This is a genomic window from Rufibacter glacialis, from assembly GCF_008271745.1.
In the GTDB taxonomy this organism is placed as follows: Bacteria; Bacteroidota; Bacteroidia; order Cytophagales; family Hymenobacteraceae; genus Nibribacter; species Nibribacter glacialis.
The window spans coordinates 250,618-273,169 of sequence record NZ_VKKZ01000020.1 but is presented as its reverse complement, the minus strand read 5'-3'; the positions used below and the strand labels follow the sequence as shown (position 1 = coordinate 273,169).

The window sequence follows — 22,552 nt, the reverse complement described above, 5'->3', positions numbered from 1 at the left end:
CGGAGACACTCGCAGGTCCTCCGGACACTCCAAGGTCTTTTGAGTTGGCAGTATTGCAGTAGGTAGAAGTTTGTGATTTTTGCCTCTTAGAAAGAAATTTCCAGGTATGGTTTTCTAATTAAAGAAGGTGAGCGAACCGACCATGCCTTCTCATAAGACCTCGGAGTGTCCGGAGGACCTGCGAGTGTCTCCGCCATTAGCTTCTTTGCCTCCGGTTCCCTACGGATTTTGAACATACCACTTACTTTGTCAATATACCTTAGCCTCTCGCCACCGGAGGGCGCAGGCAAATGTGTTTTAAAGGCCTTTTCAGAAAACAAGCCTAAAAATGAAAGGCAGGTGAAAGAAAAGACTTTTAAAAGTTTGTCAACGCATAAGACACCAAATTGGCTCCCATGCGCAAAGCAGCCTGGTGTTTCTCTATGGGGTCATTGTGCACCGACTGGTCTTCCCAGCCGTTGCCTAAGTCACTCTCATAAGAATAAAAGCAAACCAAGCGGCCTTGGTAGATGATGCCAAAACCTTGAGCCGGCTTATTGTCGTGCTCATGAATCTTGGGAAGGCCTCTGGGAAAATCAAACTTCTGGTGGTAGACAGGGTGGTTGTACGGCAGTTCTATAAAGTCCAACTCCGGGAAGACTTTCTTCATCTCGCGCCGCGCGAATTTATCCAGCCCGTAGTTGTCATCAATGTGCAGGAAACCGCCGCCGGTGAGGTATTTGCGTAGGTTCTGCACCTCTGCCTCGGTGAAGATGACGTTGCCGTGCCCGGTCATATGCACGAACGGATAGTCCAGCATTTCTGGGCTGCCTGGCTCCACGGTTTCCTCCTGCGGTGCGATGTTCGCCTTCAGTTCACGGTTACAGAAAGAGATGAGGTTGGGCAAGGAGGTTTTATTTGAATACCAGTCACCACCGCCGCCGTATTTGAGGCGCGCGATTTTGAAACTGGGGCGCTGCGCCCAGGCCTGAGAGGCACCCAACACCACCAGGAAACACAGGAGAAGAAACCGTTTTTGCATGGATTTTCTGAAAAGAAGCTGTAAACCTTAAACGTCTAACAAGACATGGATGGTATGGCACGCCGCTAAGGCAGCCGTCTCGGTCCGTAACCGGCTTTGGCCTAAGGTAACGGGTTTAAAACCAGCCTGCAAGGCCTGCGCTACCTCCTCGGGGCTGAAATCTCCTTCGGGGCCTATTAATATAGTGTAGGTATCAGGTGCGGTGATGCTTTTTGCCAAGGATTGGCGTTCCTGTCCCTCCACCAGATGCGCAATGAACCGCTGCCCCTGAAGCGGGCGCTGCAGGAAATCTGCATAGCGGGTCAAGGGGTGCAGGGTAGGCAGGTACGCTTTCATGGACTGTTTCATGGCGCTCACTGCAATTTTCACCTGGCGCTCCAGGTTCAGGTTCTTGCGCTCAGAGCGGGCGCATTGCAGGAAGGTGATCTCATCAATACCCATTTCCACGGCCTTCTCCACGAACCACTCCATCCGGTCCATGTTCTTGGTGGGCGCTACGGCCACATGGATCTGGTAAGGTCGTTTCTGGTATTCTGCGTGGTGACGTAAGATGCTGATTTTAGTCTTCTTAGGGTTTGGCTCCGCAATCTGTGCTTCAAACATTCCGCCTTGGCCATCTATCAAGGTAACGGCGTCTCCCTGACCCAGCCGAAGCACCCGCGTGCAGTGCTTCGACTCTTCCTCAGACAAGGTATAGGAGGTATCTGATGGTAGCAGGTCTGGGGTGAAGAAGAGGTGCATAGCGATTTAATTTTAGGCTGGTTTCCCAAAAATACGGCAAATTCAGGCAGGGTGGGTGCTGAAATAAAAAAAGCCCTCCACAGGGTGGAAGGCTTTAATAAGGTGAAGGAAATAATTAAAGTCTTAGGCCTCTACTGCCACTTCTGGGGCGCCGGCCAATATCTCTTTGTTTGCATAATCTGCGTACTTGCTGAAGTTCTTAATAAAGGACTTAGCCAGGTCATTGGCCTTGCTGTCATACGCCTCTTTGTCTGACCAGGTGTTGCGCGGGTTCAGGATCTCAGTTGGCACATTAGGGCAGGAGGCAGGAATTTCAACGCCAAATACCGGATGTTTGCTGAAGGCGACATTCTGCAGTTCGCCGTTCAAGGCCGCGGTGATCATGGCCCGGGTATAGCCCAGTTTCATGCGGGAACCAACGCCATACACCCCGCCTGTCCAGCCGGTGTTCACCAGCCACACGTTCACATTGTTCTCGGTCATTTTCTTGCCCAGCATCTCTGCGTAGGTGGTAGGGTGCAAAGGAAGGAACGCCGCCCCGAAACAAGCCGAAAAAGTCGTCTGAGGTTCGGTCACACCTACCTCTGTGCCGGCTACTTTGGCGGTATACCCAGAGATGAAGTGGTACATGGCCTGGCACTTGTTCAGCCGCGAGATAGGAGGCAACACGCCAAAGGCATCAGCGGTCAAAAAGAAGATGTTCTTAGGGATGTCTGCGCGGGACGGCTCAATGGCATTGTCAATGTGGTTAATGGGGTAAGCGGTACGGGTGTTTTCTGTGACAGTTTTGTTTGTGTAGTCTACGGTGCGGGTGCCGGGTATGAATCTGGTATTCTCCACGATCGCCCCAAACCGGATGGCATCCCAGATCTGAGGTTCTTTCTCGCGGGTAAGGTCAATGACTTTTGCGTAGCAGCCACCTTCAAAATTAAAGACGCTGTCTTCGGTCCAGCCGTGCTCGTCGTCGCCAATAAGCCCGCGGTTAGGATCAGCCGAAAGGGTGGTTTTACCGGTACCGGACAATCCGAAGAAAATAGCAGTGTCCCCGTCTTGGCCCACGTTAGCAGAGCAGTGCATGGACAGGGTGTTCCGTTTGTGGGGCAACAGGTAGTTCAACACTGAGAAGATTCCCTTCTTCATTTCGCCGGCGTAGCCCGTGCCGCCAATCAAAATCATCTTGCGGCTAAAGTTGATGATGGCGAAGTTGGGTTGTCTGGTTCCGTCCACGGCGGGATCAGCCACAAACTCGGGGGCGTTGATGATGGTGAAATCTGCTATCTGGGTTTGAAGGTCTTCTTCTGATAGCCGCAGGAACATGTTATAGCAGAAGAGGTTATGCCAGGCCTGGGTGTTGACAATGCGCAGGTTGAGGCGGTACTCTGGGTGAGCGCCGGCATAGGCATCACGCACGTATAGTTTGCAGTTGGCCAGGTGGGCCAGCATCTTTTGGTACAAAGCTTCAAATTTGGCCGGGTCATAAGCAATGTTCACATCGCCCCACCACACAGATTGCTCTGTCTCAGCATCGCGCACCACATACCTGTCTTTGGGAGACCGGCCGGTGAAGGCACCCGTGTCGCACATAAGGGCCCCGGTATCCGTTAAATACCCTTCGCCGTTCTTGAGAGCCTCTTCCACTAACTCCGCCGGTGAAAGATTCCAGAGGATCTCTTTTGCTGTTGTGATACCTAGGCTTGATAAATCCATAGTGCTTGACTTCTTGCCAATTTCTTTCATAAAGGAAGCTTTTATTTTTAAAAATTCAAAATGGAAGGAAGGAATTGAACTTCGGTTTGCAAATCTATAAAAAAACTAACGTATGTTATCATTATAGATGAAAGATTCTTCCAATCCCTTCCCCAAGGGGGGAAGTTTGTCCATCTGCGGCTATTATGATATATTTACCTTTTATAGGAGTACCAGACTCTTCAAAACAACCAACAATTAAACCTTCACTTTATGTCTGAAAAAGACCATCCGCTTTCTGACAACGTCAGCAAGCACAACATTCCATACGGAGAACATCCGGTAGAGATTGACAATGGGCACCCTCCGGGGCTGTTTGTTTTGTTCTTCACCGAAATGTGGGAGCGTTTTAGCTACTACGGAATGCGGGCACTTTTTGTGCTTTTCCTGACCTCCTCGCTGGTGAAAGGCGGCTGGGCCTGGGAAAGGGACGAGGCCCTGCGCCTGTATGGGATTTACACCGGTCTGGTGTACCTGACCCCCATTGTGGGCGGTTTCATTGCCGATAAGTTCCTGGGATACCGGATGGCCATTATCATAGGTGCTCTTTTAATGACCTTGGGCCACGCCAGCATGGCCGTGGAAACCGAGTTCTTCTTTTACGTTGGCTTAGGGCTTATCATTCTGGGGAACGGGTTGTTCAAACCCAATATCTCTTCTATGGTAGGGCAGTTGTATACCAAGAACCCCGCAAAGAAAGACGCGGCCTACACTATCTTCTACATGGGCATCAACTCCGGGGCCTTCCTGGGGATTCTGCTGTGCGGTTATATTGGTGAGAAAGTGGGCTGGAGCTATGGTTTCGGACTGGCCGGTATCTTCATGTTCTTCGGGATGCTGCAGTTCGCCTTCTCCAAGAACCTGTTCGGTAAAATTGGGCTGGGGCCTAAACATATCCTCAACAACGACGCCTCTGTGAAGGCAGCCGAGAAGGAGGCAGAGGAGCCGGCTAATGTGGTGCGGGACCGGATTATCGTGATCTCGGTACTGGCGTTCTTCACTATCTTTTTCTGGATGGCCTTTGAACAGGCGGGCGGTTCCATGACCATCTTCGCCAATGATTACACCAACCGGGTGCTGGAAGGAAGCAGTGCCACCATCTTCAAGTGGGTGAATGCCCTTCTGGTGGTGGTCCCTATGCTCATCCTGACTTATGTGCTCTGGAACCTCTTCCGCCAGACCTACAAGAAGATTCCCATCTCCAACCTGTTCCTGGGTTCCAGTTTCCTTATTATCTGGGGAATCATCATCTGGATGTTGAACAAGGAGTTCTCTGCGGATGCCACCGAGGTACCCGCTTCCTGGTTCCAGATCCTGAATTCCTTCTTCATCATTTCCCTGGCCCCTATTTTCTCTAAAATCTGGGAGAGTAAACTGAACCCCTCAGGGCCGGTGAAGTTCGCGTTGGGTCTGTTCCTGCTGGGCATCGGGTTCGGTATCCTGGCCTACGGCGGGCTTTCCATCCCACAAGGGGCAAAAACTGCCTCCGTGAGCATGGTGTGGCTTATTCTGGCCTATCTGTTCCATACTTTGGGGGAGCTGTGCGTTTCTCCGGTAGGGCTTTCCTACGTGAGCAAGCTTTCCCCTGCCAGGCTGGTAGGCCTGATGTTCGGGATCTGGTTTATCGCCAACTTCGTGGCAAATTACCTAGCTGGTTTGACCGGTAGCTTCATTGACCACATTACGGAGCAGTACTCCATTACCATCTTCTTCCTGATCTTCACGGCCATGCCTATTGTAGCAGGTCTGATCATGCTGGCCCTAAACGGCACCTTGAAAAAGAAAATGCACGGCATCCACTAATTGCTTTTCCTTTAATTTTCAAAAGCCTTTGCCACATCTGTGGCAAAGGCTTTTTTGTGGAGGTTCCTCAGGTGCCAAAAGAATTGGTAAATTTGTAGGAGGCTAGAAAGCCATGCCCAAACCTTTACTTCCCCGGTAGGGATATGAGAAAAACACCCGTTGCCCCCCGTAAGCGAGCAGGAAAAACAGGTCCCCGCAAAAAGCAGGCATCTGGCGGCACCTGGTGGAAGCCCTTGTCTTTTGGGATAGGCGGGTTTCTGGTGCTTTGCCTGGGGATAGAGTATTTCAAGGAAGGCGGCAGGCTGGCGTATCTTCGGCATACCATAGAAGAGGCTACGCAGACCAATACCTTGACTGCCTTGAATCCCGCGGGGTATGAGGTCAAGGGCCTGGATATATCCCACCATCAGCGGCAGGTAGACTGGAAAGCTGTGAAAGCCCAACACATTAAATTCGTTTTCATCAAGGCTTCTGAAGGCATCACGCACCAGGACAAGTACTTTAACCGGCACTGGCGCCAGGCGAAGAAACACGACGTACTGAGAGGCGCCTATCACTTTTTCCTGCCTGCGCGGGACGCTGAAAGCCAGGCCCGGAACTTTTTGAAAAAGGTAAAGCTGGAAGCCGGAGACCTGCCCCCGGTGCTGGACGTGGAAGTGACGAACCACCAATCTGATGAGGAGATACGGGCAGGGGTACAGCTGTGGCTGGACATGGTAGAAGAGGCGTATGACCTTAAGCCCATCATCTATACCAATTACGCCTTTTATGAGCAGCACCTGGCGGGGTATTTTGATGACTATCCGCTGTGGATTGCGCATTATAATCCCAAAGAAAACCACTTGCTGGCCAACAGCAAATGGGCGTTCTGGCAACATACGGAACACGGCCGGTTAGAAGGGGTGAAAGGCCACCTGGATTTGAACGTCTTCAATGGCACCATGGAGGATTTGTACAACCTGTGCTACGAGCCAGACACGCCGTAGTCTTTGATTTGTATAATTACACTTAAAATTGAATCTTTTGTAAGTTATATATAATCAAGGGAATAGGGCATTTAGAGTGATTGAAGTTTCCTAAATTGCTTCAACTAATCTAAACCCATGCAACCCTTTATTAAAAAAATCACATTACTCGCCGTAATGCCCTTCTTGTTCCTGTCCTGTGAAGTAGTAGAAGATGCCGTAAAGCCCCAAGAACCCATTGTAGAAGAAGGTACCACGTACTCCATCAAATCTGGCGGCCATGAAACCACCAATCCTTTTGTGATGGTGAAAACCAATTCCATAAAGTTTGAGGTGCGGTTTGATTCTACGGCCATCTATGCCACCAAAGACCCAGGCAACCAAGCTGACATCAACAAACTGTACGGTATGTCTGACTGCAGCACGTTCCACCATGAGAACAGCGCCCGCTTTGCCTGGCGGTGGTACCAGAACCGGCTGGAATTGCATGCCTATTCCTACAACGGCGGCAAGAACACCTCCACCTTCATTACGGCCATAGACCTCAACAAGACCTACACCTGCATGCTTACCTTAACAGACTCCAAGTACATCTACCAAGTAGGGAATGCCGCCGTAGAACACGCCCGCGCCTGTACCGGGGAGGGGAAAGGGTATCAACTGTACCCTTATTTTGGCGGAGATGAAACGGCCCCCCATGACATCAAGATCAAAATCAAGCTGGTGAAGTAAGGCAGTTGTTTTTAGCTTCTTTTGCTGAAAGCAGGAGGTTTTCCCGCTTCCGGCCAAAGGCACTAAAAACAAAAGGCCCGGTGCAAACGCACCGGGCCTTTTTATGTTCAGCAGACGCTGAGGGGCTGATTACATCATGCCACCCATGCCGCCCATACCGCCTGGCATTCCGCCACCGGCACCGGCGCCACCTTCTTCAGGCTCGTCAGCGATCACACATTCTGTGGTCAGCAACAGAGAGGCTACAGAGGCAGCGTTCTCCAGGGCCAGACGGGTTACTTTGGTTGGGTCAATGATACCAGCGGCGAACATGTTCTCAAACTTGTCGTCGCGGGCGTTGTAACCGAAGTCGGCTTTACCGGCACGTACTTCATTTACAATCACTGAACCTTCGCCACCGGCGTTGGCCACAATGGTTCTCAGAGGAGACTCCAGCGCCGTGCGGATGATCTGCACCCCGGTTTTCTCGTCTTCGTTGCGGGTCTCAACATCGTTCAGGGCATCAATAGCTCTGATCAAGGCCACACCACCACCAGCTACAATACCTTCTTCTACGGCAGCTCTGGTTGCGTGCAAGGCATCATCTACGCGGTCTTTCTTCTCTTTCATTTCTACCTCAGTAGAGGCACCAATGTAAAGGATAGCAACCCCGCCAGATAATTTAGCCAAACGCTCTTGCAGTTTCTCTCTGTCATAGTCAGAGGTAGTTTTCTCTATCTGAGACTTGATCTCGTTCACGCGGGCAGTGATACCGTCTTTCTCACCACGACCATTCACAATAGTAGTATTGTCTTTGTCAATGATGATGCGTTCCGCCTGACCTAAGTACTCAAGAGTAGCGTTGTCCAGTTTGTAACCACGCTCTTCAGAGATCACCGTACCACCCGTCAGGATAGCGATGTCTTCCAACATGGCTTTACGGCGGTCACCGAAACCTGGGGCTTTCACCGCCGCGATTTTCAAGGATCCACGCAGTTTGTTTACTACCAGGGTAGCAAGGGCTTCGCCGTCTACGTCTTCAGAGATGATCACCAAGGCTTTGCCAGTTTGTACCACTTGCTCCAATACCGGAAGCAATTCTTTCATGGTAGAAACTTTCTTATCGTAGATCAAAATGTAAGCGTTCTCAAACTCAGCTTCCATTTTCTCTGGGTTGGTCACGAAGTAAGGAGACAGGTAACCGCGGTCAAACTGCATACCTTCTACGGTTTTCACCTCGGTCTCTGTACCTTTGGCTTCTTCTACCGTGATCACACCGTCTTTGCCCACTTTGTCCATGGCATCGGCGATCATCTGCCCAATTTCGCTGTCGTTGTTGGCAGAGATAGTACCTACCTGGGCGATCTCAGAAGAGTTCTCGATCTTCTTAGACTGCTCCTTCAGGTTAGCCACTACTTTAGAAACGGCTTTGTCAATACCGCGCTTCAGGTCCATTGGGTTGGCACCGGCCGCTACGTTTTTAGAACCGGCTGTGTAAATAGCTTGGGCCAAAACGGTGGCAGTGGTAGTACCGTCACCAGCCATGTCAGCGGTTTTGGAAGCTACTTCTTTCACTAACTGAGCGCCCATGTTTTCCACGGCGTCTTTCAGTTCAATTTCTTTGGCAACGGTAACACCGTCTTTGGTGATGCTAGGAGCACCGAATTTCTTGTCGATGATTACGTTGCGGCCTTTTGGGCCTAAAGTTACTTTCACGGCGTTCGCCAGTGTGTCCACGCCTTTTTTGATCTTATTGCGCGCTTCTACGTCGAAAGTGATGTTTTTAGATGCCATAGTTTCTTATGATAGATTATGGTTGAGATTAAGAAAAATAAAGATTAAAGAACCGCCAGGATGTCAGACTCCCGCATGATCAGGTAGTCAGCGCCATCTAACGAGATCTCTGTGCCGGCATATTTGCCATACAGCACTTGATCGCCAACTTTCAACTGTGACTTTACTAAAACACCTTGATCGGAGATTTTTCCTTCTCCAACGGCAACTACTTCGCCGCGTTGTGGTTTTTCTTTGGCAGTGTCCGGAATGATGATACCAGATTTGGTTTTTTCTTCAGCCGCAGCAGGTAACACGATTACTCTGTCTGCCAATGGTTTTAGATCTAAGGCCATAGGGTTGTTATAAAATTAGATTAAGTTAACGATAATGCCCGGCAGCAAGCCTACCGGGGTTGGTATCCCTATTAGCGATTCTTGTGCCAACTCCCGTTTCCTGCCAAACTTGCCGCTTTCCACCCTCAGAACAAGGAAAACCCTGTGTTTTCCCTGACACGGATGGTCAGGACGGCTTTAATTTTGTCAGTTCAGAAACTGTCAAAATGTGCGTTTAGAGCCTTCTTTTGGCAAAACCGCCAGGGAACGGGGCAAAAAAAAGTCCGGGCCACTTAAGGCCCGGACTCCAACAAAGGGTTGTCTGTATCGGCTTTTATTAATTCGCTGAGTCAGCAGTAGGAGCCGGGGTAGCTGGGGCCGGAGTGGCCGCGCCAGCAGGGGCTGCATTCTGTTGCGGGATAGCCGGAGCAGCAGGGGCAGGAGCGGGAGCCGCTTGGCCAGCACGCTGCTCGTTGATGGTACGGTTATCGGCAGCGCCGTCTGAGACAATGGTATGGGAAGCCAAGGTCAATACAATGATTCCGATCGCGAAGCCCCAGGTTAACTTCTCCAGAAGGTCACCGGTACGTTTCACGCCCATTAATTGGCTGGTGCCGCCGCCGCCAAACTGGCTGGACAATCCGCCGCCTTTTGAGTTCTGAGACAAGACCACCAGAACCAACAGCACGCACAGGAAAAGAATTACGCTGATCAGAGCAATGTACATAATTGGATTATTCGTTTCTTAATTTTTCAATTTGTTCAGCAAAGTAACTCTTTTTTTCGGGAAACTTCACTATAAGTTGTTCATAAATTTTGACGGCCTTCTTACCCTTTCCCTGTTTAATGAAGATGAGGGCCAGGTTTTCAGACACCAGCGTCTTTTTGATCTTAGAGCTTTTGGCCGAAAGATCTTCCTGCGGCTCCAGGGTGAGTTGGGCGTTTGCCAGGGTCTTGCGCTTGGGCGTGGTCTTCAGGAACTGGTTGATGATGTCCAGTTGCTGGTCCAGTTTAGCCATAGGCGCTACGTCTGGGGCGGGAGCGGGCTCGGCTTTGCCTTTCACGTGCTCCAGAATCAGTTCTGGCTGGAAGTAGAACGGCGTGGCAGAGGTAAGGTCATCTTTCAACTGGATGCTTTCCCCTAAACGGCTGGAGCCCATCCAGTACGCCAGATTGTTCTGGGTGAAGATGGATAGGTAAGGATCCTGGGCGTTATCAGCATCTGAAGCGGGGGAGGGCACTTCGGGCAATTTAAGCGTAGGGAACTCATAGCCAGAGGTGTCATACAAGGAATCCAGCTCCGCGATCTGCAGGTAAGCGCTGAGGCCCGGGTCTTCCTCAGGGGCAACGAGCGCCTTCACCTGAGCCGGCAAGTTGGAGTCTGTGTTGATGGGAAGGATAATTTCCTCCTCGGTTTCCTGCTCCCTGTTGTTGATGCCAGAAGTCAGCTCAGAGATGATTTCCTCGTGGCTCAGATCAACGCTGGGGTAAGGAAGGTTGAAGGTGGAAAGGCTGTTGATCTGAATCAGTTCCAACAGCTCATCCAGGTTGTCTTCTTCCTCAGATAAGGAAATATCTTCTGGCAACTCGATATCCTCTTCCTCCACAAAAGTCTCTTCTACTGCTGTTTCAGAGTTGTTTTCAGGAAAAGAGGTCAAATCAGAATAAGATGCTTCTGCCTCCTCTGCCAAAGGTTCTTCCAGGGGAAGTTCCTCTACCAGGATTTCCTCTTCGGCGGGGGCCGGCAACATCAGATCTTGTTCTTCTAAAGCTGTAAGGTCTTCAGTGGTCTCTTCTTCCTCTGTTTCTTCTAGCACCGGAAGCAACTCCATGGGTTCCTGAACCGGCGCTTCTTCAAATTCTTGAGCAACCGCTGGCTCATCTATTTCTTCCGCTACCAGGGGTTGTTCCTCTACTTCCGGTTCTGCCAAGGAAAGGGCAGGCGCAGTAGGTTCCAAGGCCTCAGTGGAGGTTAGAAGGAGTTCTTCCTCCGTTTCCTCCGGGGCGTTTAAAGGCTGATTTTCAGTAAAAGGCTCAGAAACGGGTGGTGGGGCTGGTTCCTGCTCCATTATTTGTTCTTGCGGCAGAACAGGGGCTTCTTCCAGTGCCGGGTAAGCATATACCAGTTGTTTGAGCAGTTGCCGGTTAGACACGTGGGCAGCAGCCCGCCGCAGCTTTTGAGTGGACAGCATGCTGCCGCGGTCATGGGCGGCTTTGGCCAGGAGAACGTGGGCGGTTTGGCAGTAGGGGAAAGACACCACCAACCGTTCCAGGTCATCTACTTCCTGGTCCTGGATAGGGGCTACCTGCCGTACAATATTTAGAAATGCCGCTTTGTTCATGGAACTCATTGTAGCCTGGCCTTGGGTAAGACACAGACAAATTACTCTTTATAAGGATAGTAGATGATAAAGGCACTGAAATTTTTCTTTTCAGTGCCTTTATGGGGCTGCAAAGATACTTACCAATTCGCTACCGTTTTGGTAAAAACGCTATAAATAATGCGTTCTGTGATTTGCCTGATCTGCGCCTGGCTTATCTGGTTGATATCCAGCGAAGGAGGGAAATCGGCAAAGCCGGAGAAGCTTTGGTCAAAATTGTTGGTGGGGTTCTTGGTGTCTGTGTAGTTGATCTGCACCACAATGGTAAGGCGGTTAGCACCGGCCTGGTCCAGCCCAATGTTGCCGCCGGTAGGGATGTCGCTGCGCTGGATAGCCGCTGGGCTGAAGGTGTAGCTCAACACCTGGCCTTCAATCTGCAGGTCTCCGCCCTGGGGCAGGATACGCAAGGTGGTATTCCGCTGGAAGTAATCTTTGAAGTCCTCAGTGATAAACTGCTGTAAGTTAGAGGGTCCCTGGCCAGAGGCGTTGTTGAAGTTGGTGATGGAGATGGTTTTTACATCCTGTGACAGGTTCACCCCAGAGAAGGAGTAGCAGCCGCTCAGCAGGAACGGCAGGCAGAGCAGAAGCAGGAAACGGGCAGGGTTATAGGTCTTCAAGGTCGTATTGTTTTAATTTGCGGTAAAGGGTGCGTTCTGAGATGCCCAGGTCTTTGGCGGCGTATTTGCGTTTGTTCCCGTGCTTCTTTAACGCTTTCAGGATCATTTCCTTTTCCTTGTGCTCCAGAGAAAGGCTTTCCTCCTCGGTTTCATGCGAAATGTCCTCCACCTTCTCCTCGTATTCCTCGTCGGGTTCGTCTACGGCCAGCATGTAGCCATCCCGGCGTTCAGGGGAGCGGTACACGGGTGGTTTTTCAAACGGCTGCACCTCTTCAAACAAATGCCGGTTGTTTTTGAGAAGTTCCGTGTCAGCTGGCTGGTGCGACAACAAATCAAAGACGACCTGCTTCAGGTCATTCATGTCTTTGCGCATGTCAAACAAGACCTTGTAGAGCAGGTCACGTTCAGAAATGCCGTTGCCGCCTTCGGCCTGCCCGTGCTGGTGGAACAGTGCCGGCAATTGGTTTTGCTGTTCCTGCGGAAGGTACTTACGCAAGGTGGTAGCGCTGATCTCGCGGTCGTATTCCAGCACCGAGATCTGCTCCACGATGTTCTTCAACTGCCGGATGTTGCCCGGGAACCGGTACCGCAGCAGTTCCTGCACCGCTTCTGAGGTGAGGGTGATGGGCTTTACGTGGTATCTTTCCGCGAAATCACTGGCGAACTTCCGGAAGAGCAAATGGGTGTCTTCTCCGCGTTCCCGCAAAGGGGGCACACTGATGGGCACAGTGTTCAACCGGTAATACAGGTCCTCACGGAACTTCCCGCGCTCCACGGCCTGCATCAAATTCACATTGGTGGCGGCCACCACGCGCACATCGGTCTTCTGCACTTTAGAAGAACCTACCTTGATGAACTCCCCGTTTTCCAGCACCCGCAGGAGCCGGGCCTGGGTGCCCAGGGGCATCTCCCCAATCTCATCCAGAAAGATGGTACCGCCGTTGGTGACCTCAAAATAGCCTTTGCGGGCTTCCTGCGCCCCGGTGAAGGAACCCTTCTCATGCCCGAACAATTCTGAGTCAATGGTGCCCTCAGGGATGGCGCCGCAGTTGATGGCAATAAACTGGCCGTGTTTGCGGGGGCTCAGGTGGTGGATGATCTTGGAAAAGGATTCTTTCCCGCTTCCGCTTTCCCCGTTGATCAGGACGGTCATATCCGTGGGAGCCACTTGCACGGCCACCTGAATGGCGTAGTTCAGCAAAGGGGAATTCCCGATGATGCCGAACCGCTGCTTCACCGACTGTATTTCAATATCACGCATGAAATAGATTTGAAGATTTGAAAATGAGAAGATTTGGAAATAGGTAGCTTCTGCTTTGGAGGAAATCCATTTGCAAATTTCCTCATCTCCAAATTTTCAAATTAAAGAACCGGTTCCCCGAACAAGGTGCCCACGGAGCAGTCATGCACCAGCACGTTCACGTAGTCGCCTTTCTGGAAGTGCATCTTTGGGAAGATCACTACTTTGTTCTGGTCATTGCGGCCGCTGAGCATGTCGTCTGACCGCTTGGAGAAGTTCTCTACCAGTACCTTGTGGATTTTGCCCACGTCCAGTTTGTTCCGCTCATAGGAGTAGAACCGCTGCTTGTCAATGATTTCCTGCAGGCGACGCTTCTTGGTTTCCAGGGGCACGTCATCTTCCAGCTTGCGGGCCGCCAATGTGCCGGGGCGCTCTGAGTAGAAGAACATGTAGGCGTAGTCATACTGCACGTAGTCAATAAGCGACAAGGTGTCCTGGTGCTCTTCCTCGGTCTCAGAGCAGAAACCCGCGATCATGTCAGTGGAGATGCCGCATTCCTGGCCTAAGATGCGCCGGATGGCGTCTACGCGCTCCATGTACCAGGCGCGGTCATAGGTGCGGTTCATCAGGTCCAGCACGCGGGAGTTGCCGCTTTGGGCCGGTAAGTGGATGTATTTGCAGATGTTGTCGTACTTTTTCATGGTGTACAACACGTCATCTGTGATGTCTTTGGGGTGCGAGGTAGAGAAGCGCACCCGCAGGTCTGGGCTGATTAACGCCACTTTTTCCAAAAGTTGGGCAAAATTAACCCGGTCGGTGCCATCTTCAGAAGCCCATTTGTAAGAGTCCACATTCTGGCCTAGCAGGGTCACTTCTTTGTAGCCCTGGTTAACCAGTTCCTGGGCTTCCCGCACAATGGAATGGGCATCACGGCTGCGCTCGCGGCCCCGGGTGAAGGGCACCACGCAGAAAGAGCACATGTTGTCGCAGCCCCGCATGATGGAGACGAAGGCGCTCACGCCGTTGCTGTTCAGGCGGATGGGATTGATGTCAGCGTAAGTTTCCTCGCGGGAAAGCAGCACATTCACCGCTTTCTGGCCGCTGTCCACCTCATTGATGAGCGAGGGAAGATCACGGTACGCGTCTGGACCTACGACTAAGTCCACCATTTTCTCTTCTTCCAGCAGGTTCTTCTTAAGGCGCTCGGCCATGCAGCCAAGCACGCCCACCACCATACCGGGTTTCTTTTTCTTTAGATGCTGCAGCTGAGTCAGGCGGTGGCGCACGGTTTGCTCAGCTTTTTCCCGGATAGAGCAGGTATTCAGCAATACCAGGTCCGCATTGTTCACTTCTGAGGTGGTGTCAAAGCCGGCCTCAAACATAATGGAAGAGACGATCTCGCTGTCAGAGAAGTTCATCTGGCAGCCGTAACTCTCAATATATAGCTTCCGCTGGCGTCCGGTGTTGGAGTCAACCGTAACTTTCGTGTCACACGCGGCGGCTTGTTCCGGCGTACGGTTGTCTATAAAGTCTAAGTCCAGGATGGGTGCGTGCATAAAAGGCATTTTAAAACGCAAAGATACGTATATTACCGCGTTTGTGACAGAATGGCAGTTTATTTTTTATCCTTCAGCCGAAGGGTTTTGGTACCCTTTTGGGGAAAAGAGCCTGAAAACTTTGGAAATCCTGTGGTGGAGGGCGAGGGTAGATTACCGTGGTAGGTTCTGGAGCACCTGGTTGATGGCCTCGGCCTTGAGCAGGCATTCCTGGTATTCCTGCTCCGGGTCTGAGTCATAGGTGATGGCACTGCCTACTTCAAAGGAAAGGTAGCCTGATTGGGCGTTGTACTGCAAGCTGCGGATAACCACGTTAAAGTCAAAGTCGCCGTTGGGCAGGAAATATCCCAGTGACCCAGAGTAAAGGCCCCGCTTGGTTTGTTCGTATTGCTCTATCAGCTCCAGGGCCCTGATCTTAGGAGCGCCGGTCATACTACCCATCGGGAAGGTGGCTTTCAGGACCTCCACCGGGGAGACGGAGTCAGGCACCTGGCCGGTTACCGTGGAGATCATCTGCCACACGTAGCGGAAGCCGTACAGACCAAACAGCTCCTCTACCTGCACTGTGCCGGTGGAGGCTACCCGGTTCAGGTCATTGCGCACCAGGTCCACAATCATCATGTTCTCGGCTTGTTCCTTTTCGCTGGAGGCCAGCAACTGGCGTTGGTGTTCGTCTTCCTGCGGGGTGTTCCCGCGCCGGATGGTGCCTTTGATGGGTTGGGAGATGAGTACGTTCCCTTCCTTTTTCAGGAACCGTTCAGGGCTGGCGCACAGCAGGTACCGGTCTTCAAGTTTAAGGAATCCTGCAAAGGGCGTAGGGGAGGCCTGGTTCAGTTTCCAGAACAGGGGCAGGGGAGAAAGGCGCACCTCCTCGGCATAGAACTCCTGGCAGTAATTCACCTCATATACATCCCCTTCCAGGATGTGCTGCCGCAGTTGCTCCACAGTCTGGAGGTAGTCTTCCTTGGCCACCCGGGCCTGCGTTTGGATGGGGCTTTGCGAAAAAGAGCCGGTAAACGAGGTGGCGAGAATGGCTTGGGCTACCGCTTCTGGCTCTTCTACCGTGGAGGAGATGGTGATGCTCTCTGCGGAAAAGGTGATCCAAGTCTCAGGGGCAAAGAAGGTGAGCTCCGGGAACCCAAGGTAGTCTGGGTGCTGACTGTGCAGTTTTTCCAGTCCGTTTTTAAGGTCATAGGTGAGGTAGCCCATGAGCGGACAGGGCCTGGGCAGAACCAGGTTTTCCTGAAGGGCCGACCAGGACAAGATCAGGTCTTGGGCCTTCCGCCGTACGCCCAACAGGTTCTGGAAAGCGCCGTGCCGGTACGGAATATCATTGGGTTCATAATAGGCTACTACCTGGTGTCCCGCTTCAGCCCACGCCAGGGCTTGTTGTTTCCATTGCTGGACAGGAAGAGGCAAGGAGGCAACGGGCAAGGAAAGCTGGCGCATGGAGGATGGGTGGTAAACGAACAGGCGGCAAAGATACGCAGTTTGTTTGGCTTGGCTAAGCCGCGCCGCCAAGGAAAGCCTTTCTTGAATTGGACGCTTTAGAGGTGATTTCCTAAAAACAAGCCCAGAATTACAATGGCGTAAAAGGGCAGAGGCCACCTAGACAGGCAAAGAAAAAGGGATGACTTTCGCCATCCCTTTCCTGTTGATTTTTTCTTAAACCTATTGGGTTATTACTTTTTGCTCAACATCGGCTAAGATACGGCCGCAGTGCTCGCACACGGTGATCTTTTTCTTAGAGGCGATGTCTGACTGGCGTTGCGGGGGAACAGTGTTGAAACATCCGCCGCAGGCGTCACGCTTCACCGTTACCACGGCCAGGCCGTTACGTACGTTTTTCCGGATCCGGTTGTAGGCGAACAAAAGGCGTTCCTCAATGTGGGTGATGGCTTCTTCCTTTTCCTCGTTCAGCTTGCGCTCGTCGGCTTCGCTTTCGTTCACCATCACCTGCAACTCACTGTTCTTGGTGTTGAGGTCTTTTTGGCGCTCTTCCAGGCGGTTCTTGGTTTCCTGGATGTCCTGGTTTTTCTGCTCTATCTGAAAATTGGCCTCGCGGATTTTCTTCTCGTTGATCTGGATTTCCAGTTTCTGCAGCTCCACTTCTTTGGTGATGGCGTCAAACTCGCGGTTGTTACGCACATTCTCCTGTTGCTCTTCGTATTTCTTGATCAGCTTCTCAGAGTCTTTGATGGCCTGCTTGCGGCTGGCAATAGACTGCTGTAGTTCAGCGATCTCCTCATCAAATTTGCTCACGCGTACTTGGTAGCCGGCAATCTCATCTTCCAGGTCACGAACCTCTTCCGGTAGGTCGCCTCTAACTTGTAGAATTTGGTCTAATTGAGAATCTAAGCTCTGAAGTCTTAGAAGTGCATCTAACTTACTTGCTACAGTACTTTCCATGTATATTTAGCTGTGTCTTACTGGATTGGTATGGGTAAAGGCCAATTCGACTGCAAAATTAGAAAAAGTTTTCGTAAGTATATCATAAAAAAGCTCCTTCGTATAAACTTCGCTTTCATAATGGCCCACGTCTACCAGGGCCAGGTGCTCCGTGGCTTCAAAAAAATCGTGGTACTTCAAATCAGCGGTCAGGAACACCTGGGCACCAGCCGCTTTGGCCTGCCGGGTCAGGAAACTGCCGGCCCCGCCGCAGACCGCCACCCGTTTGATGGGTTCTGTGGGCCAGGCCGTATGCCGGAAGGTGCTGATCTGAAGGCTTTCCTTCACGTGGCGGGTAAACTCCTCGCCGGAAAGGGCGGTCTCCAGCTCGCCCACCATGCCCGCGCCTACTTCCTGGTTCTCGTTCTCCAGCGCCACCAGGTAATGGGCCACCTCTTCATAGGGATGGGCTTTGAGCAGCGCCCGCATGATCTGCGCCTGCTTGAAGGCTGGGAATACCACCTCAATCTTGTTCTCTATGGTTTCCTCGGTCTGGCAAGGCTCTCCTATATGTGGATTGGCTTGGGCCGAGGGCGTGAACCGTCCGGTGCCAGTTATCCGAAAGCTGCAGTCTGAGTAGTCACCGATCTGCCCGGCACCCGCCGCATGCAGAGCGGCCAAGACCTTCTCGGTGTCTTCCAGGGGCACATAGGTTTCCAGTTTGGTGAGGATTTGCGTTTTGGGGGCCAGAATCTTGGGGTTCTGCAGGCCCAGTTTTTCGCAGAGCTTCCGGTTGACGCCGTTGTGCACGTGGTCCAGGTTGGTGTGGCAGGCAAAAATGGCGATCTGGTGTTGCAAGGCCTTGAGCAGGATGCGTTCTACCGGGGTTTTGCCAGTCAGGTTCTTGAGCGGCTTGAAGATGACGGGGTGGTGCGCCACAATGAGGTTACAACCCCGGTCAAGGGCCTCCTGCACCACTTCCAGGGTACAGTCTAAGGTGACCAGCACGCCGGTCACGGTAGCCTCTGGGTCGCCCACCTGCAGCAGGGCATTGTCATAAGATTCCTGATAGGCGGGCGGGGCGTATCGCTCCAATACCTGCAACACTTCTTTTATCTTGGTCATTTTTTAGGTTTAAAGCCGGTAAAGGCAAAGAAAGGCAAAAATCATGTACTTTTGCAGACCATGCCCGCACTGCCGCCCGTCCTTCGGTTCTTTCTTTCCCCGTTCGCCTTTTTGTACGGCACAGGGGTGCGTTTTCGCAATGTTTTATACGATAAAGGTCTTTTTTCTTCCTACCAGGCACCGATCCCAGTGGTTTGCGTGGGCAACCTGAGCGTGGGCGGAACGGGCAAAACCCCGCAGGTGGAATACCTGGCCCGGCTGTTGCAGCCGAAGAAGGTGGCCATCCTGAGCCGGGGGTACAAGCGCGCCACCAAAGGTTTCGTGTTGGCAGATGCGGCGGCTACTGCCCATACCCTGGGGGATGAACCCTTCCAATACACCCAAAGCCTGCCGGGAGTGCGCGTTGCTGTCAGTGAGAAAAGGGCCGAGGGCATTCAGCGCTTGCTCCAACTTTTCCCTGACCTGGAGGTGATCCTGCTGGACGATGCGTTCCAGCACCGGGCCGTGAAGTCTTCTTCCTATCTGCTCCTTTCTGAATATAAAAACTTGTTCACCCAGGATTACCTGCTGCCCATGGGCCGGTTACGGGAACCCCGGGCAGGAGCCCGGCGCGCCGACGCCGTGGTGGTGACCAAATGCCCCGCTGAACTTACTGCTGAAAAGCAGGCTCAGGTGAGAGAACAGGTGCGGCGGTACACTCGCCCAGAAATTCCAATTTTCTTCTCGCAAATTGTCTATGGTCCGGCTGTACCTTTAGGGCGGCAACAGACGTTAGGCAACAGGGTAGTTCTGGTGACGGGTATTGCCAATGCGCAGCCCCTGGTGCACCACCTGGAAGACAACGGTTTTACCATTTTACGTCACTTTGACTGGCCTGACCATGCGGCCGTTACCCCCGCTCGGGTGGCGGAGGTGCTGGGCTTCTTTGCGGCAGCAGGGGAAGGGGCCGACGGAATTGTGATGACCCAGAAAGACGCCGTAAAGTGGCAGGAACCGAACCTGAGAGAACTTTGGCAGGAGCACCCGGTTTTCTTCCTGCCTATTACCAATACTTTTGCCGCCCAGATCCCTTCTTTTGACCAAACCGTCAGGGAGTGGGTGTCTACCCGGGTTCAGATTTAAATGCCTACTTTTGAACGTGACTTGTAAGAAAATTTTTGCTGCGGCTTTGCTGGTTTGGCTGGGCTTTCCTGGGGAGTCCGAGGCCCAGATCCTGAACGACTCTACCAAGGCCATCTATGGCTCGGCCACCACCATGGTGCTTTATGAAGCCGATATCTTCAAGGGAAACCTGACGCCCTCCCGTATTGATACTTCCCTGACCAATCTCTCCAGTTTCCGGCATTGGTACTATGACTCCACCCTGCAACAGAACCTGGGCAACATAGGCACTGCGTCACAGCCACTTTTCTGGCGCATGCCCACCACCTTGGGGAACCGCTTAGGCCGAAACGCCTTTGATCCGTACGCGGTGAACCCCGCCGCCATGGAGTATTATGACACCAAATCGCCCTTCACCTTCCTGAATTATTCACAGGGAGCCTTAGGGGAGCAGATCTTCCGGGCCAAGCATACGCGTAATGTGGCGGCTAACTGGAACGTGGGTATTGGGTATGAGCGGGTAGGGTCTGAACGGCAGATAGGAAGTCTGGGCAGCGGCATAGACGGGTTGGTGAGCCATTACGGTTTTCAGGCGTTTACCCATTATTACAGCAAAAACGAACGCTACCGACTCATGGCCAACTACAACCTGAGCAGCCATGAGCAGGTAGAGCAAGGAGGCATCAGGCCAGAGCCGGGCGAGCCGCAGGATAGTCTCTTTGACTATAAATCGGAGCCGGTCTGGTTGCAGCATGCGGTGTCTGATGAGAAACGCAATAATTTCCATGCCACTCATTGGTACAAGCTCCTGGGCGCCGGATTGCAGCTCTACCACACCCTGGATGTTAATTCGCAGACCAATGCGTACTCTGATACTGAATTGCCCTATGATACCTTAGGCTCAGGAAGACCTAGCCGCCTTGTCTTGCAATTTTACCCAAGGGCCCGCCTGGATACAGCCCGCACCTATGATGATTCTTATTTCAGGCAGATTGAGAACACCTTCGGGGTAATGGGCAACAGCCGCCTGTTTGTGTACCGGGCTTACGCCAAACGGCGCGACGGGTCTTATGAAGTGACGGCCGAGGGACGCAATTTCTCTCGAGATGCGGAAGGGAAAGTGGTTACTACGTCTACCATGGAAAGGGAGAAACGCACCATCGCAGATAATTTCATTGGCGGTGAAGCCCAGTTCCGGTTAAAAAACGATATCTACGTGACCACTGACGCCGAGGTGCAGATTGGCGGCGGCGATTACCGCTTGAATGCTGAGGCCCGCTATCGGTTCCTGTCGCTGCGCCAGACCCGTTCTTCTTATTCACCTACGTTGCTGCAACGCGTGTTCATCAGCAACCACTTCAAATGGATAAATGACTTTGAGAATACGCAGGCCACCCAAACCAATGCCTCTTTGGAAGCCGGTTACAAGAACCATTACCTGAACGGGTACCTCCAATTCACCAACCTGGTCAACCACGTGTACTTCCAGGATTCCATGGCAGGGGCCTGGGCGCAGCCGGCGCAGGTAGATGGCTCTTTGAACTTGGTGCAGGCCGGCCTTCGGTACAGGGTGAATGTAAAGTCTTTCGTGCTGGATAACCACTTGGCCTACAACAAGGTGAATGGGGGAGACGCGATTAGAATGCCGGAATGGTACGTGAATTCTAGGTTGTACGTGCAAGGCCCTGTCTTGAAGGGAGCTTTGAAAGTACAGACCGGGGTAGAGGTGACGTGGCATTCAGATTACTTTGCCGATGGCTACATGCCCGTTACTCAGCAGTTCCACCTCCAGAACAATTTCCTGATCACCCGGTACCCCACCCTTGACGTGTTCCTGAACGCCGATATCAAGACCATCAACTTGTTCCTGAAGGTAAGCCACCTCAACTCCGCCATCAGCAGCTGGGAGCAAGGGTACTTCACTACCCCGCTATATGTCGCCAACCCCTTCAGCTTCGCCTTTGGCCTGCGGTGGAACTTCTATGATTAGGAGGAAATTTGAAAATGTGCAGATTTGAAGATTTGAAAATAGGGAGAATGGTAGAAGTGGGAAGGCGGAATAAGGTGCTAATTGGAAATGGAAAGAAAGTCTGATTTAAAGGTTACTTTTAGGTAATAGTACCTAAACCAAGGCTCTTCTATTGCATGAGGGTTTTTTCATGCCATAGAAGATTACAACAGCTTTATAGAAGGCCCACAGTTGTTAGACTATAATACCTTCCCATCATACCAAGAATTCACATCCTCAACTCTGCATTTTCAAATCTTCACATATCCCTCATCTTCAAATTTCCTAATCTTCAAATCATCTAATCTTCAGATTTCCAAATCTTCACCTCTTCAAATCTAAAAAAGTGGCTAAATCTATCTTAAAACTTCAATTGCCTACTGACCCTAGGTGGGTGAATATCGCGGAGATGAACATCCAGGATATTCTGGTAGATCATGCGTATTGTGAGCAGAAAGCCGCCACCTCGGGCATCTCGCTAATTGTGAAGTACCCCGATAAGACCAAGCTGGTGGAAGAGATGACTGCTCTGGTGGCCGAGGAATGGAGCCATTTTGAGCGGGTGTTGGAAGAACTGAAGAAGCGAGGCTACGAGTTAGGCCGCAACCGGCCCGATGAATATGTGGTACAGCTGAGCAAGCACATCAGGAAAGGCGACAAACGCGAACGCCAACTCATGGACCATCTCCTGGTGAATGCCCTCATTGAGGCCCGGTCCTGCGAGCGCTTCAAGCTTCTCTGGAAGAATCTGCAAGATGAGGGTCTGCAGAAGTTCTACTATGAACTCATGGTCTCAGAAGCAAGCCATTACGTGAGCTTTGTGAAGCTGGCCAAGGAATACATGCCCAAAGAAGTGGTAGACGCCCGGCTCCAGGAACTACTGGAAATTGAAGCTAACATCATCGCCAACCTGGAGCACCGCCCGGACCGGATTCACTGATTTTTGAATTTGTAGATTTGGAAATTTGAAGATGTGCAGATTCATCAATTAGAAGATCCGGAAATCTTAAGATGGATAGGTATTCCTGTCTGTTTGCCGGC

The 22,552-nt window shown here is 51.8% G+C and carries 19 protein-coding genes; 6 read left to right on the top strand and 13 right to left on the bottom strand.

What is annotated here, in order from left to right; all coding sequences use genetic code 11:
* Positions 1–355 precede the first annotated feature (355 nt).
* The 3 genes from FOE74_RS09350 to pckA form a co-directional block, all read right to left on the bottom strand.
* On the bottom strand, positions 356–1,021 hold the full coding sequence (locus tag FOE74_RS09350; RefSeq protein ID WP_149098340.1) for a DUF4159 domain-containing protein: 666 nt from the start codon (positions 1,019–1,021) through the stop codon (positions 356–358).
* A 27-nt stretch (positions 1,022–1,048) separates the two neighbouring features.
* Positions 1,049–1,762, bottom strand: a complete 714-nt coding sequence (locus FOE74_RS09345; protein ID WP_149098339.1) for a 16S rRNA (uracil(1498)-N(3))-methyltransferase — start codon at positions 1,760–1,762, stop codon at positions 1,049–1,051.
* A 123-nt stretch (positions 1,763–1,885) separates the two neighbouring features.
* Positions 1,886–3,499: a phosphoenolpyruvate carboxykinase (ATP) gene (gene pckA, locus FOE74_RS09340; RefSeq protein WP_149098338.1), complete on the bottom strand. Its 1,614-nt coding sequence runs from the start codon at positions 3,497–3,499 to the stop codon at positions 1,886–1,888.
* A 222-nt stretch (positions 3,500–3,721) separates the two neighbouring features.
* Between pckA and FOE74_RS09335 the strand changes: the two genes are divergently transcribed.
* The 3 genes from FOE74_RS09335 to FOE74_RS09325 all read left to right on the top strand — a co-directional run bounded on the left by FOE74_RS09335 (position 3,722) and on the right by FOE74_RS09325 (position 7,008).
* Complete coding sequence (locus FOE74_RS09335) at positions 3,722–5,311, top strand: peptide MFS transporter (protein WP_149098337.1); 1,590 nt, start codon at positions 3,722–3,724, stop codon at positions 5,309–5,311.
* Between the two features lie 143 nt (positions 5,312–5,454).
* Positions 5,455–6,297 (top strand): glycoside hydrolase family 25 protein, encoded by an 843-nt coding sequence (locus FOE74_RS09330; protein WP_149098336.1) that lies wholly within the window; start codon positions 5,455–5,457, stop codon positions 6,295–6,297.
* A gap of 117 nt (positions 6,298–6,414) precedes the next feature.
* Positions 6,415–7,008, top strand: a complete 594-nt coding sequence (locus FOE74_RS09325; RefSeq protein ID WP_192576602.1) for a hypothetical protein — start codon at positions 6,415–6,417, stop codon at positions 7,006–7,008.
* A 129-nt stretch (positions 7,009–7,137) separates the two neighbouring features.
* On the opposite strand, the gene groL is transcribed toward FOE74_RS09325, so the two are convergent.
* From groL to FOE74_RS09275, 10 genes are all read right to left on the bottom strand, one after another.
* Positions 7,138–8,781 (bottom strand): chaperonin GroEL, encoded by a 1,644-nt coding sequence (groL, locus tag FOE74_RS09320; protein ID WP_149098334.1) that lies wholly within the window; start codon positions 8,779–8,781, stop codon positions 7,138–7,140.
* Between the two features lie 44 nt (positions 8,782–8,825).
* Positions 8,826–9,116: a co-chaperone GroES gene (groES, locus tag FOE74_RS09315; RefSeq protein WP_062546033.1), complete on the bottom strand. Its 291-nt coding sequence runs from the start codon at positions 9,114–9,116 to the stop codon at positions 8,826–8,828.
* A gap of 316 nt (positions 9,117–9,432) precedes the next feature.
* Positions 9,433–9,822, bottom strand: coding sequence for a preprotein translocase subunit SecG (gene secG / locus FOE74_RS09310; protein WP_149098333.1), 390 nt, complete (start codon positions 9,820–9,822; stop codon positions 9,433–9,435).
* Positions 9,823–9,829: 7 nt separating this feature from the next.
* On the bottom strand, positions 9,830–11,446 hold the full coding sequence (locus FOE74_RS09305; protein ID WP_188686554.1) for a hypothetical protein: 1,617 nt from the start codon (positions 11,444–11,446) through the stop codon (positions 9,830–9,832).
* Positions 11,447–11,556: 110 nt separating this feature from the next.
* Entirely contained in the window at positions 11,557–12,093 is a 537-nt protein-coding gene (lptE, locus tag FOE74_RS09300) for an LPS assembly lipoprotein LptE (protein ID WP_225840754.1), read from the bottom strand.
* The gene (locus FOE74_RS09295) at positions 12,080–13,354 is read right to left on the bottom strand and encodes a sigma-54 interaction domain-containing protein (protein ID WP_149098331.1); all 1,275 of its coding nucleotides are present in this window, start codon (positions 13,352–13,354) and stop codon (positions 12,080–12,082) included. Before FOE74_RS09295 ends, lptE begins: the two co-directional genes overlap by 14 nt.
* A 101-nt stretch (positions 13,355–13,455) precedes the next feature.
* Positions 13,456–14,889 carry a tRNA (N6-isopentenyl adenosine(37)-C2)-methylthiotransferase MiaB gene (miaB, locus tag FOE74_RS09290; RefSeq protein WP_149098330.1) on the bottom strand — a complete coding sequence of 478 codons (1,434 nt, stop codon included), beginning with the start codon at positions 14,887–14,889 and terminating at the stop codon, positions 13,456–13,458.
* A gap of 153 nt (positions 14,890–15,042) precedes the next feature.
* The gene (gene pabB / locus FOE74_RS09285; RefSeq protein WP_149098329.1) at positions 15,043–16,338 is read right to left on the bottom strand and encodes an aminodeoxychorismate synthase component I; all 1,296 of its coding nucleotides are present in this window, start codon (positions 16,336–16,338) and stop codon (positions 15,043–15,045) included.
* Between the two features lie 222 nt (positions 16,339–16,560).
* The gene (locus FOE74_RS09280) at positions 16,561–17,298 is read right to left on the bottom strand and encodes a zinc ribbon domain-containing protein (protein WP_149098328.1); all 738 of its coding nucleotides are present in this window, start codon (positions 17,296–17,298) and stop codon (positions 16,561–16,563) included.
* A 6-nt stretch (positions 17,299–17,304) separates the two neighbouring features.
* The gene (locus FOE74_RS09275) at positions 17,305–18,402 is read right to left on the bottom strand and encodes a Nif3-like dinuclear metal center hexameric protein (protein ID WP_149098327.1); all 1,098 of its coding nucleotides are present in this window, start codon (positions 18,400–18,402) and stop codon (positions 17,305–17,307) included.
* A gap of 60 nt (positions 18,403–18,462) precedes the next feature.
* Between FOE74_RS09275 and lpxK the strand changes: the two genes are divergently transcribed.
* The 3 genes from lpxK to miaE all read left to right on the top strand — a co-directional run bounded on the left by lpxK (position 18,463) and on the right by miaE (position 22,451).
* Positions 18,463–19,524: a tetraacyldisaccharide 4'-kinase gene (gene lpxK, locus FOE74_RS09270; RefSeq protein ID WP_149098326.1), complete on the top strand. Its 1,062-nt coding sequence runs from the start codon at positions 18,463–18,465 to the stop codon at positions 19,522–19,524.
* A 16-nt stretch (positions 19,525–19,540) separates the two neighbouring features.
* Complete coding sequence (locus FOE74_RS09265) at positions 19,541–21,493, top strand: putative porin (RefSeq protein WP_149098325.1); 1,953 nt, start codon at positions 19,541–19,543, stop codon at positions 21,491–21,493.
* Positions 21,494–21,857: 364 nt separating this feature from the next.
* Positions 21,858–22,451 (top strand): tRNA-(ms[2]io[6]A)-hydroxylase, encoded by a 594-nt coding sequence (gene miaE, locus FOE74_RS09260; protein ID WP_262713744.1) that lies wholly within the window; start codon positions 21,858–21,860, stop codon positions 22,449–22,451.
* The last annotated feature ends 101 nt before the right edge of the window (positions 22,452–22,552 follow it).